This window comes from Polaribacter sp. IC066 (assembly GCF_007997085.1).
GTDB lineage: Bacteria > Bacteroidota > Bacteroidia > Flavobacteriales > Flavobacteriaceae > Polaribacter.
Genome location: NZ_VORR01000032.1, coordinates 1 through 13,274, shown reverse-complemented (window position 1 = coordinate 13,274; position 13,274 = coordinate 1). Strand labels below are relative to the sequence as shown.

The 13,274-nt window shown below is 32.5% G+C and carries 10 protein-coding genes; 7 read left to right on the top strand and 3 right to left on the bottom strand.

What is annotated here, in order from left to right; genetic code table 11:
- The first annotated feature begins 83 nt into the window (after positions 1-83).
- The 6 genes from odhB (at position 84) to ES044_RS11580 (ending at position 7,989) form a co-directional block, all read left to right on the top strand.
- Positions 84-1,310 (top strand): 2-oxoglutarate dehydrogenase complex dihydrolipoyllysine-residue succinyltransferase, encoded by a 1,227-nt coding sequence (gene odhB, locus ES044_RS11605; protein WP_147119120.1) that lies wholly within the window; start codon positions 84-86, stop codon positions 1,308-1,310.
- A gap of 249 nt (positions 1,311-1,559) precedes the next feature.
- Positions 1,560-2,138: a Crp/Fnr family transcriptional regulator gene (locus ES044_RS11600; RefSeq protein WP_147119119.1), complete on the top strand. Its 579-nt coding sequence runs from the start codon at positions 1,560-1,562 to the stop codon at positions 2,136-2,138.
- 79 nt (positions 2,139-2,217) lie between these two features.
- Entirely contained in the window at positions 2,218-3,024 is an 807-nt protein-coding gene (locus ES044_RS11595) for an SDR family oxidoreductase (RefSeq protein WP_147119118.1), read from the top strand.
- Between the two features lie 11 nt (positions 3,025-3,035).
- The gene (locus ES044_RS11590; RefSeq protein ID WP_147119117.1) at positions 3,036-4,412 is read left to right on the top strand and encodes an aldehyde dehydrogenase; all 1,377 of its coding nucleotides are present in this window, start codon (positions 3,036-3,038) and stop codon (positions 4,410-4,412) included.
- Positions 4,413-4,432: 20 nt separating this feature from the next.
- Positions 4,433-5,293: an alpha/beta hydrolase gene (locus ES044_RS11585; protein ID WP_223269174.1), complete on the top strand. Its 861-nt coding sequence runs from the start codon at positions 4,433-4,435 to the stop codon at positions 5,291-5,293.
- 290 nt (positions 5,294-5,583) lie between these two features.
- Positions 5,584-7,989, top strand: a complete 2,406-nt coding sequence (locus ES044_RS11580) for a helix-turn-helix domain-containing protein (RefSeq protein ID WP_147119116.1) — start codon at positions 5,584-5,586, stop codon at positions 7,987-7,989.
- A 219-nt stretch (positions 7,990-8,208) separates the two neighbouring features.
- Here the strand turns inward: ES044_RS11580 and ES044_RS11575 are convergent, their stop codons facing one another.
- Genes ES044_RS11575 through ES044_RS11565 form a run of 3 tightly spaced genes read right to left on the bottom strand, consistent with a single transcriptional unit; the run spans position 8,209 to position 11,064 of the window.
- The gene (locus tag ES044_RS11575; RefSeq protein WP_147119115.1) at positions 8,209-8,874 is read right to left on the bottom strand and encodes an alpha/beta hydrolase; all 666 of its coding nucleotides are present in this window, start codon (positions 8,872-8,874) and stop codon (positions 8,209-8,211) included.
- A 13-nt stretch (positions 8,875-8,887) separates the two neighbouring features.
- Entirely contained in the window at positions 8,888-10,573 is a 1,686-nt protein-coding gene (recJ, locus tag ES044_RS11570) for a single-stranded-DNA-specific exonuclease RecJ (protein ID WP_147119114.1), read from the bottom strand.
- Between the two features lie 59 nt (positions 10,574-10,632).
- Complete coding sequence (locus tag ES044_RS11565) at positions 10,633-11,064, bottom strand: OsmC family protein (protein WP_147119113.1); 432 nt, start codon at positions 11,062-11,064, stop codon at positions 10,633-10,635.
- Between the two features lie 82 nt (positions 11,065-11,146).
- Here ES044_RS11565 and ES044_RS11560 point away from each other — a divergent pair, with 82 nt between their 5' ends.
- Positions 11,147-13,177 (top strand): lectin-like protein, encoded by a 2,031-nt coding sequence (locus tag ES044_RS11560; protein ID WP_189663259.1) that lies wholly within the window; start codon positions 11,147-11,149, stop codon positions 13,175-13,177.
- Positions 13,178-13,274 lie beyond the last annotated feature (97 nt).

Genomic DNA, 13,274 nt, shown 5'->3' with positions numbered 1-13,274 from the left:
TCGAAAAACTTAAAGAAAAAGTAAGAGTTAAAATAATTAAATAAAGTGCTAAAATAAGTTTAGCATCTATAAAACAAGAAACCATGAGTGTTTTAGAAATGAAAGTTCCTTCTCCAGGAGAATCGATTACAGAAGTAGAAATTGCAGCTTGGTTAGTTGAAGATGGAGATTACGTTGAAAAAGATCAACCAATTGCAGAAGTAGATTCTGACAAAGCAACATTAGAATTGCCTGCTGAAGAAAGCGGAATTATCACTTTAAAAGCAGAAGAAGGAGATGCTGTGGCCGTTGGTGCAGTGGTTTGCTTAATAGACACAAGTGCTGCAAAGCCGGGTGCAGATGCATCTTCTAAAAAAGCAGAAGCGCCAAAAGAAGAAAAGAAAACAGAAAAGAAAGAAGTTGCTAAAGAGGCTCCGAAAGCAGTATCCTATGCATCAGGAACACCTTCGCCGGCAGCTAAAAAAGTATTAGCAGAAAAAGGAATCGAGTCTTCTTCTGTTAAAGGAACCGGTAAAGATGGTAGAATTACTAAAGAAGATGCTGTAAAAGCGGTGCCTTCTATGGGAACGCAGCCAGCAAACGGATCTAGAAATACAGAGCGTAAGAAAATGTCTATGTTGCGCAGAAAAGTTGCAGAACGTTTAGTTGCTGTAAAAAATGAAACGGCTATGTTAACTACTTTTAACGAAGTAAATATGCAGCCAATTTTTGATTTGCGTACAAAATTTAAAGAAAACTTTAAATCGAAGCATGGTGTTGGGTTAGGTTTTATGTCTTTCTTTACATTAGCAGTAGTAAGAGCGTTAAAAATGTATCCTGATGTTAATTCTATGATTGATGGAGATTTTCAAATAAAACAAGATTTTCAAGATATTTCTATTGCAGTTTCTGGTCCTAAAGGATTAATGGTTCCTGTAATTAGAAACGCAGAGAATTTATCTTTTAGAGGTGTTGAATCTGAAGTAAAACGTTTGGCTTTAAGAGCAAGAGACGGGCAAATTACGATTGATGAAATGACCGGCGGAACTTTTACAATTACCAATGGTGGTGTTTTTGGTTCGATGTTGTCTACGCCAATTATCAACCCTCCACAAAGTGGAATTTTAGGAATGCACAACATTGTAAACAGACCTATGGCAGTAAATGGCGGCATTGTAATTCAGCCAATTATGTATGTAGCTTTATCTTATGATCACAGAATTGTTGATGGTAGAGAATCTGTTGGGTTTTTAGTAGCCGTTAAAGAAGCTTTAGAAAATCCTGAAGAATTATTGATGGATGGAAATATAGAGCGGGCACTAGAGATGTAATCTCTTTTTAGAAAAAAGATAAAATAGCGTCAATAAACAAAACTTTTAGTTATTAAAATCCTGAACAATTGTTCAGGATTTTTTAGTTTTTATAGTTTGATTTGTTTCTAAAGGCTTAAAAATATACTTTAGCTATTGAAAATTACAAAATAAGAGAATATAATTGTAGTTAGTATTTAAGTATTTATAATTGTAGTACCGTTTTTAATCCGCATAAATTAGCATCTCAACATCTATTTTATTTTTAAAATGAAGGAGCAAATCAAAAATATACACCAAGTTATTTCTAGTTTTATTGAAATTAGTAATGAAGAATGGGTTAATTATTCTTCTATGTTTAAAACAAAGGAAATTAAGAAAAAAGAGATTATTCTTCAGGAAGGAAATATATGTAAAGATGTTTTTTTTATAAATAAAGGGGTGTTGAGGTTTTATTTTGTGGATAATAATGGAGAGGAAAAAACATTTCATTTTGCTATAGAAAATACTTTTGCTACCGATTATAAAAGTTTTTTAAAGCAAATACCCTCAAACTATTCAATTCAGGCTTTAGAAGATACTCAAGTGGTAACAATGTCACTTGATATGTTATTAAGTGGTTATGAAATATTGAAAAATGGCGAAAAATTGGGCAGGTTACTCGCGGAAGAGTACTTTTTTATGTTCAACGATAAAATTCAAGCCATTTATACTCAAACTCCGTTGGATAGGTATAATAATTTAACCACCAATTTTCCTGAAATATTTCAGCGAGTGCCACAACATTTAATCGCTTCTTATCTAACTATTAGTTCTGTACATTTAAGTCGCTTAAAAAACGCGCATTAAAAGTGATAACATTTGTTATCGTCTAAATTTTACGATTGTGCTATTTTTACGTTTATAATAGTGTTCAAAATTTTCTAGTATGATACAAATGAAGGGTAAAACAGTTTTAATAACAGGAGGCGCATCTGGTATTGGTAAAATTATGGCACGTTTGTTTTTAGAACAAGGCGCAAAAGTGATTATTTGGGATATTAATCAATCAAAAATTACGGAAACTATTTCAGAGTTTTTTAGCAAGGGCATTATTAAGGGATTTATTGTGGATGTTTCTGATATCAGTCAAATAGAAAAAACAGCCAAAAAAGTAAAACAAGAAATAGGTGTTGTTGATGTTCTGATTAATAATGCTGGTATAGTTGCCGGAAAATATTTTCACGAACATACTACATTAGATATCTTAAAAACAATGGAAATTAATGCAAATGCACCCATGTTTATAACAAAGGAATTTTTGAAAGGAATGCTTGATCAAAATGCTGGTCATATTTGCAACATTGCTTCCTCTGGAGGTTTAATTTCGAACCCTAAAATGTCGGTGTATGCAGCAAGTAAATGGTCTTTAATTGGCTGGTCTGATAGTTTACGTATCGAAATGAAACAGCTAAAAAAAGAGGTACACGTTACTACAATTATGCCTTATTACATAAATACCGGAATGTTTGATGGCGTAAAATCGAAAATACCAATTTTGAATCCAGAAGCTGCCGCTTTAACCATTGTTAAGGCGATAGAACAAAAGAAAAGAATGGTCGCCATTCCAGGATATTTGTACAGATTCACAAGATTAGGGCAAGGTTTTATGTCGATTGATGTGTTTGATTGGTTTGCAGGTAAAGTATTGGGTATTTATAAAACGATGGAGCATTTTATAGGTCATAAAAAGTAAGAATCAGTGCAATGATAGAAACATCAGAAGATTTAATTATTACATATATTGCAGATCACCAAGCTTTTTTTTCAACACAAAAAACAAAAGATATTGGTTTTAGAATAGCCCAACTTCATAAGTTAAAAAAAGCAATACTTAACTATCAAGTAAAAATTGAGAATGCTTTGTGGGATGATTTGCATAAATCACCAGAAGAAACCTATTTAACAGAAATTAGTATTGTTCTCAATGAAATTGAGCATCATATAAAGAACTTGAAAAAGTGGTCGGCACCTAAGAAAGTAGCAACACCAATTCATTTGCTGCCCTCATCGAGCAATATAATATACGAACCTTTAGGGATTGCTTTAATTGTTGCACCTTGGAATTATCCTTTCCAGTTGCTTCTCAATTCTTTAGTTGGGGCTATTTCTTCGGGTTGCTGTTGTGTTTTAAAACCATCACCAGATACCCCAAATGTTGCTAGCGTCATGGAAAATATGATTTTAGAAATTTTTGACTCAAATTATATCAGCATTGTTCAAGGTGGGCGAAAAACAAATACGATATTATTTTCACAACGTTTTGATATTATTTTCTTTACAGGAAGCTCTAAAGTTGGTAAAGTTGTGATGAGAGCCGCTGCTGAAAATTTAACACCTATAATTTTAGAATTAGGCGGAAAAAGTCCTTGCATTGTTGATGCTGATGCCAATCTTGAGATTGCTGCAAAGCGTATTGCTTGGGGTAAATTAATTAATGCAGGGCAAACCTGTATCGCACCAGATTATCTTTTTGCACATCAGTCTATTAAAGAGGAACTTTTGAACAAAATTGCCGAGAATATCAAATTAATGTTCGGTTCTGATTTAAAACAAAGTCGTTTTTACCCGCGTATTGTAACCGAGACTGCAACAGAACGATTAAGTGGTTTGCTAAATCAAGGTAGCATACATACTGGCCGAGAAGTGGATGTGAAACAAAAATTTATTGCACCAACAATTATAGATGATGTGAAGCCTGATTTTAAGATTATGCAAGAAGAAATATTTGGTCCTATTTTGCCAGTACTTACTTTTAATGATATCGAGGAACCTATTAATTATATCAACAAGAATGAAAAACCTTTGGCTTTTTATTATTTCGGAAAAAATAAGAAAGCCAAAGAGATTTTAGCAAAAACTACCTCTGGTGGCGCTTGTATAAATGATACATTAATGCATATTAGCAATCATAATTTACCTTTTGGCGGAGTCGGAAATAGCGGCATGGGAAATTATCATGGTAAAGAAAGTTTTTTAGCTTTTAGTCATAAAAGAGCTGTTGTAACAACACCAACTTGGATTGATTTGCCCTTAAAATATCCGCCTTTTAAATATTTTAAATTGATTAAGAAAATTATATAGATGGCTTATAAAACGCATAGATGAATAAGAAAGTAAAATTAACTTTAAGAAAGAATACCTTTAGGATGCTACCATTTTTAATCAGCATCTTTTTATTAGCGAGCTGTGCATCAAAAAAAATAAGTGATATTTCTTATCTTAAAAGTTCAGAAGCTTTAGTATCCTCTTTTCCCGAACTAAATGTGTTTCACCCTAGAAAATCTAAAAATAATCCTGTTGTTATTTTTATTCATGGGGGGTATTGGGCTGAAGGAAATAAAGATATTTATGGATTTTTAGGGCGTAATTTTGCTAAAAAAGAAGTGGTAACTGTGATTCCTAATTATACATTAAGTCCTAATGGCAGTTATGATACGATGGCAAAAGAAGTTGCTGCAGCTATAAAATGGACGCACGATAATATTAAAAAATACAACGGAAACCCTGATCAAATATTTTTAATGGGGCATTCTGCAGGAGGTCATTTAATTGCTTTAGTAGGCACAAATTCCAAATATTTAGAAAATGTCGATCTAATTAAGGGGATCATTTTGAATGATGCGGCAGCGTTAGATATGTATTCGTATTTAAAAAAGTATCCGCCTACTAAAAGGTATCACTATGATGTAACTTGGACAGATAATCCAGAGAACTGGAAAGATGCGTCGCCTATTTATTCATTGACAGAGAAAGCACCACCGTTTTTAATGTTTGTTGGTGCGAAGACCTACCCTTCAATTATTTCTCAAAATAAAGATTTTGTGAAAAAGCTGAATGCATATCAGCCAAATGTAAAGATAAATTTTTTAGCTAAAAAACACATACCGATGATGAGTCAGTTTTTTTGGCCTTGGAACAAGAATTATAAAGAAATTATCGAATTTATAGATACAAATAAATAGGATTTACCTTGAGTTGTTATTATTGAAAAGGTAGGTGAATTATTGATAGAAAATAAAAGGTTGTGGATACTATTATTTTTGATGAACCCTTTGATAGCTCTAATGTCAAATTGGATATCGAAATATTAGAACTGCTAACTTAAATACTTTTTCTTTTTCTATTCATTTTTTTGTGTAAAATGAAATTTTACCCATTCTTGAAATTTTTCATTAAAGAATATATTACAAATAAAATCAAATCGTTTTAATTTCTTTTAAGACGATTTATTATCTTGCATCAAAAAGTAAAAATGTCAAAAAATCCGGAATTAGAACTTGCTCTAAACTTCATAGAAAAAACGGATAGAAATCTTTTTATCACAGGAAAAGCAGGAACAGGAAAAACAACTTTTTTACATCAAATTAAAAAAGAATCTTTAAAAAGAATGGTTATTGTTGCGCCAACAGGTGTTGCAGCAATTAATGCAAAAGGAGTTACGATTCATTCGTTTTTTCAAATGCCTTTTGGTCCTATTTTACCAAATCAAATCCAAAATAATCAACAACAACGCAGATTTTCTAAAACAAAAATTGATATTATAAAATCGTTAGATTTAGTAATTATTGATGAAATTTCTATGGTGCGGGCAGATTTACTAGACGGCATAGATCAAGTAATGAGGCGCTATAAAAACCGAAATAAAGTTTTTGGTGGTGCACAAGTTTTAATGATTGGAGATTTACAACAATTAGCACCCGTTGTAAAACCAAATGAATGGAGTTTATTACAACAACATTACGATACCGTTTACTTTTTTAGCTCTAAAGCGTATCTAGAAGCGAATGTGGTTTCTATAGAATTGAAACATATTTATCGTCAGAAAAACGAGAATTTCATTAAAATTTTAAATGAAATTAGAACTAACACTTTGTCTGATGAATCCGCTAAAATTTTAAATAAAAACTACAACCCAACTTTTTCGCCAACGGAAGAAGAGGGGTATATTACACTTACAACTCATAATAGAAGAGCCACTTTAATCAATGATTCTGAACTCAATAAATTAAAGAGTAAAAGTCATTTTTTTAAGGCAGAGGTTTCAGGAAAATTCAATGAAAACGCTTTTCCGAATGATGAAAAGCTAGAATTAAAGTTAGGGTCACAAGTGATGTTTATTAAAAATGATTCATCATTAGATAAAAGATATTATAACGGAAAAATAGGAATTGTAACCGCTATTTCTAGAGAAACGGTTACCGTACAATGTGGTAATGAAGTTGATAAAATTGTAACAGAAAAAGAAAAGTGGGATAATGTAAATTATTCTATCAACGAGCAAACAAAAGAGATTAATGAAGATGTTATAGGCTCTTTTACTCAAATTCCGTTGCGATTAGCGTGGGCAATTACTATTCATAAAAGTCAGGGTTTAACGTTTGAGAGAGCAATTATAGATGCAGAAGCTTCTTTTGCCCACGGTCAAACTTATGTGGCTTTGAGTAGATGTACTTCTTTAGAAGGTTTGGTTTTGAAAACGCAAATTACGAGCAGTGCAATTATCAACGATAAGACAGTCAGTGTTTTTAATGAAAGTGTTGAAGAAAATCACCCAGATGAAGAAATTTTAAACGAATCTGAAAGGAACTTTCAGTTAAATTTAATTTCAGAATTGTTAGATTATCAGCCACTTTTATATCCAACAACGCGTTTAGTAGATATTTTTTATAAAAATAGAACCAGTATAAAAGGAGATGTTATTGATCATCTACAAACTCTAAAAGATGATGGGGTTGCGGCTTTAATGAAAGTTTCTCACGGATTTAAACATCAATTAAATGCACTTTCAGAAGATAAAGTGTTGCCAGAAAACAGTTCTCAAATTCAAGAACGGTTTACAAAAGCGATTGATTACTTTTTAAATCAAACAAAAAATAATATTCAGAAACCTCTAGATGCCATTCAGTTTTCTACAGATAATCAAGCTGTAAAAAAAGACTTTTCTAAACAGTTCGATTCACTTCAGGAAAAGTTAGAAGAAAAATTATTTGCCTTACAAAAAATGACCAATGGTTTTAAAGTACAAGCGTATTTGCAGGTGAGAGCCAAAGCCGTTTTACAAAAAACAGAAGTTACAAAAAAGAAGAAAGTTGCTTCTAAACGCGATCCTATTTTAGCCTTAAGATTAAGAGAGTTAAGAGACGAAATTTCAAAGTCTTTAGGAATTCCCCATTTTCAAATTTTTACACAAGAAACTTTGTATGCAATGTGTGATGAATTGCCTAGAACCGAGGCAGCTTTGTTAAAAATTGTAGGAATGGGAAAAGTTCGGGTTTCTAAACACGGAGAAGAAATTCTTGAGGCGATTGAGCAATATTGTAAGGAAAACGGAATTAATAAATTTAACGAGCAGAAAAAAGAAGATAAAAAATCAACAAAGCAGATTTCTTTTGAGCTGTTTAAATCTGGATTAAACACCAAAGAAATTGCTAAAGAAAGAAGTTTAACCGAAGGCACTGTAGAAAATCATTTGGCAAATTATATTCCGTCTGGAGATATTGATGTTTTAGAATTGATGGAATTAAAACGGTACAAGAAAATTCGTGACCAAATAGAGGCAGCTGGTGAGGTAAAAGGTTTAACCGCGTTAAAAGAAAAAGTAGATGCTAGTTTTTCTTATATGGAGTTGAAAATGGTTTTAATGTCTATGGAGTTATAGCATGTTTTGTCACATCGAGTGAATTTTATTTTTTATTAAATTTGTGTGGAGATATAATTTTAAAGATAAATGTTATTTAGAAGGAGTTTTTTTTAGTGGATTTCAGCATTTTAAAATATTCGAATTATGAATTAGAAGAAGTTTACTTTAATATTGTTCATTCTTCTCTTTTTTAGAAAGCTTTTTGCCAGAATATTTTAATTGGAAGTTTTTTGTCATTTAGAAAGAGCCTTTTTTGGCGGTTGAAGAATCTCTCTTTCTTATTTCGGCATTAATAATAGTACTTATTTCTTGCGCTTTATCAACAATCATAAAGTGCTCACCGTCTTTTATTAGTTTTATATTTTTTGTTGATTTTAATGGAATCAATTTGTCTTTTGTTCCGTGAATTTTAATGACGTTTTTAAGGCTTTCTTCATTTTTCCAGCTTATCAATGCATGAACGGCCCATTTTGCAAATTTTAAATCGGTGTCCTTCAAAATAGCATTTAATAATTCTGTTTGTTCTGTACCAAATAAAAAATTTGCAATCCATCTTGGAGGGTCAAATAGTGTTGTTGGAAATAATTTTACAAGATTGGTTTTTCCAAATACTCCATAAATGAACGGCAGCTCTTTTTTGGTTTCTGCCGATGAAATTAAAATGGTTAAAGCCGGATTTATAAGTTTACTAATTTCAGTGGTGACTAACCCTCCAAAACTAACCCCAATTAAACAAACCTTTTCATTTTGATCAATTTTAGCTGATAATCTTTTTGAATAGTTACTTATAGATTCATTTTTAAGGGGTTTAATCCAATCAATTGGGATCAATTCTGAATCGAGCTTTAAAAATTTAAAAACTCTTTTATCTGCTCCAAGTCCACTAATGCCGTAAATTTTCAAATCTTTTATTTTTTTACTTCAAATCCTTCAACAACAATTGCACCGATTTATGCCCATTCCATTCGTTTTCATCTAAAGAATACACAATGTCAAAATCGTTCTGAACAAAGGCAATTTTATCACCCAAATTAAAACCAATAGCATTGTAATTATTTTTATTATCACCCTGAAAAACATTTAATTTTAAATGAGTTTTGTCTGCTCCCACTTGTTTGCCATAACCATTATCTCGAACACAAGTAGATTTAAAAGTAGGTTTCATATTCATAGGACCAAAAGGCGCCATTTGCTGAAGTATTCTAAAAAATTTGGGTGTAATTTCAGAAAGTTCAATTTCTGCATCAATTGCAATTTCTGGGGTTAATAATTTTTTATCGATGGTTCTTTCAACAACTTCTTCAAACTTATGCTTAAAATTTTCATAATTTTCAGGCAACAATGTTAAACCTGCGGCATATTTATGACCACCAAATTGCTCTATAAATTCAGAGCATTCTTCGAGTGCATTATACACATCAAAACCTTTTACAGAACGTGCAGAGGCTGCTAATTTATCGCCACTTGTGGTAAAAACTAGAGTAGGTCTGTAGTATTTTTCTATCAATCGAGAAGCCACAATACCAATAACGCCTTTGTGCCAATCTTCTTGAAAAACTACCGATGAAAAACGTTCTTCTTCGTCATTATCAATAATCTGAATTAAAGCTTCTTCTGTAATTCTTTTGTCTAAATCTTTTCTATCTGCATTAAAAATTTCAATTGCTGCAGCAAATTCTATGGCAGATTCAAAGTCCATTTCTGTTAAAAGCTGAACTGCATAATTACCGTGTTTTATTCTTCCGGCTGCATTAATTCTGGGCGCAATGATAAAAACCACATCTGTGATGGTAAGTGCTTTTTTTTTAGTGTGATGTATGATTGCTTTAATGCCGTTTCTTGGGTTTTGATTGATAACTTGCAAACCATGATAGGCTAAAATTCTATTTTCACCATTCATAGGTACAATATCTGCTGCAATTGCCGTAGCTACTAAATCTAAATAAGGTACAAAATCTTCAATGGTTTGGTTTCTAGAAACGCCTAAAGCTTGTATGAGTTTAAATCCAACGCCACAGCCACACAACTCATCAAAAGGATAATTACAATCTTCTCTTTTTGCGTTTAAAACAGCAATGGCTTTCGGAATTTCTTTTCCGGGTTTGTGGTGATCACAAATAATAAAATCGATATTTTTTTCTTTGGCATACGCAACTTTGTCAATGGCTTTTATGCCACAATCTAGCGCAATAATTAATGAAAAGTCGTTGTCTTCAGCAAAATCAATTCCCATAAAAGAAATACCATATCCTTCTGCATATCGATCAGGAATATAGGTGGCAATGTTTGGGTGAATCGTTTTTAAATACGAGGCAACTAAAGAAACAGCGGTGGTTCCGTCTACATCATAATCACCATAAATTAAAATATTTTCATTGCTCGCAATTGCGGTTTCAATTCGTGCAACGGCAACATCCATGTCTTTCATTAAAAAAGGATCATGAATATGTTCTAAACTAGGGCGAAAGTAGTTTTTAGCATCTTCAAAGGTTTCAATATTTCTTTGACAAAGTATAGATGCTATCGTGGTATCAACCTTTAGATCTTTTGCTAATTTATGTAATTTTTCTTTTTCGGGTTGTGGTTTTAGCGTCCATCTCATAGCGTTATACTGAGTTTATTTCAGCGATTTTTTTAATTAATTTTTTAGTATTGATGTAGCTATTTTTCTAAAGTATGTAAATGAATTTCAATATCTACTTCAGCAAATTGTCTAAACATTTCCATAACACCACAGTATTTTGTTACCGATAAATTTACTGCTTTTTGAATTTTTTCTGGTTGTAAATCACTATCAGAAAAGTGATAATCTACTTTTACTTTGTTGTAAAATTTAGGATGTTCTTCTGTGAGTTCGGCGGTAACTTCTATCTTAAAATCGGCAACATCAGCGCGCATTTTCTCTAATAATGAAACCACATCTAAACCAGAACAACCTGCTAAAGAAGAAAGCATTAAAGCTTTTGGTGCAAAACCAACAACTTCTCCATTATCTTGAGATTTATCAAACATTGTAAGTTTATAACCACTCGGATTGTCTGTTTCGAATTGTGATTTTTGTGACCAATTAGTGGTAACGATATTTTTAACCATAATTTATAATTTTTTTAAAATTGAAGTCTTAAATTGTGCTTTTAAACAAAAATAAGAAAACACAAAGTAGGAAGTCGTTAAAATGAATAAATCTCTGCAAATTAAATTAAAATTTACAACACTCTTTTTCTTGTTAATGGGGTCTTTATGTTATTCACAGACAGATCTTCCACCATCAATTGCGGCGCAAGGAAGGCAAGCATTTTGCACAGGCAGTCCTATAAACATTGTTACAGATTTTACAATTACAGATAGCGATGATACAGGAATAGCATTTTTTTTTATGCAAATTTCTTCTGGTTATCAGGTTAATTTTGATCGATTAGAATTGACAGGAACTCATTCAAATATTACATCTCTTTGGGATGCCAATGAGGGGAAGCTAACGTTTAGTGCATCAAATAGCGGAACAGAAATCTTATTATCTGATTTAGAAAGAGCGGTAAAAGAGGTTGTTTTTACAACTTCGTCGACAAATATTACTTTAGAAAAAACATTTTCTTTATCTATCGATGATGCGAATTATTTGCCTTCTACAGATCATTTCTATGAGTTTATTGCAAGTAATAATATTACTTGGTCCAATGCTAAATTAGCTGCAGAAAATAGAACTTATTTCGGCAGGCAAGGATATTTAGCTACGTTAACAAGCCGAGAAGAATCAGATTTTGCGGGTAAACAAGCTTCTGGAGCGGGTTGGATTGGCGGCTCTGATGAAGAAACAGAAGGAGAATGGAAATGGGTAACGGGACCAGAAGCAGGAACTGTTTTCTGGAGAGGACAAGTAAATGGGACAACACCAAATTTTGCTTTTTGGAATAATAACGAGCCTAATGATTTTAGGGGCAATAATACTACAGGAGAAGATTATGCGCATATTACAGACCCTTCTATTGGTGTTCGGGGTGCATGGAATGATTTACCAAATGTAGGAGGTACAGATTTATATGCGGCAAAAGGCTACATTGTAGAATATGGTTTTCCAACAGATCCTCCTTTAAACATTGTAGCAACTACAAGTATTTATATTCCTAAAATTACAACAACAAGTGGAGCAACGATTTGCGAACTTGGTTCTGCGACAATTTCGGCACAACCAACTGAAGGTCAGGTTTTATGGTTCGATATGCAAACAGGAGGCACAGAAGTAGCAGCAGGTACCTCTTTTACAACACCCGTTTTAAATGCCGATACCGTTTTTTACGCAGCGGTTTCCGTAAATGGTTGTAAAACGCTAGCTAGAACACCCGTAATGGTAACCGTACTTCAAAGACCAACAATAACCAACACTACGGGCGATTTAATTTGTTCTGGTACAGCAACTTTAAATGCAACTGCTTCGGCAGGAGATGTGTATTGGTATGATTCTTTAACGAGTACAACGCCACTATTTATAGGAAATAATTATGAAACACCTGTATTAAATGCAACTAGAAGTTATTATACAGAGGCCAACATTGCTATTTGTACTTCTTCAACAAGAGCTGAAGTGGTTGCCGTTTTAGATGATATAGTTCCTGAATTTGAGCTACTTCAAGATGTTTTTATTTTGTGTGAGGATATTGGTTCTTTAGATTTAGAAACCATAAATCCACAAGGAAATTATACCTATGTTTGGAAAAAAGAAGGGAACATTATTGTTGGAGATTCGAGCACAAGATCTGTAGATTCTTCTGGAATATATGCGGTAAGTGCAATTTCTGATGCTGGCTGTGTATCCATAGAACAAGTTATTACCGTAATCGCCTCTGAAAAAGCATCTATAACAAAAGAAGATGTAATAATTATGAATGATTCTGACAATAATTCCATTCAAGTTGCCAACCCTAATTTAGGAAATGGTAATTATGAATTTGGGTTAGATGATGAATTCGGAGTTTATAAAGACTTGGGTATTTTCCAAAATTTATCAACAGGAATGCACACTTTATTTATAAGAGATAAAGGCGGTTGTGGTATTGAAAAGTATGTTTTTTCAATTTTAGCATATCCAAAATTTTTTACGCCTAATGGCGATGGTCAGAATGATTTTTGGAATATAGCAGGATTTGATAAAACGTTTTATATAACTTCAGATGTTTTGACTCAAGTTTCGCAGGTCACTACCCCTTGAAAACAAAGAGAAAAAGAATAAAAAAAGTAGCATTTTTATTCCTTTAAGTTTCTAAATTTCAGTACCTTAAAGGTGTAATTCCAATACGCTAAAAATG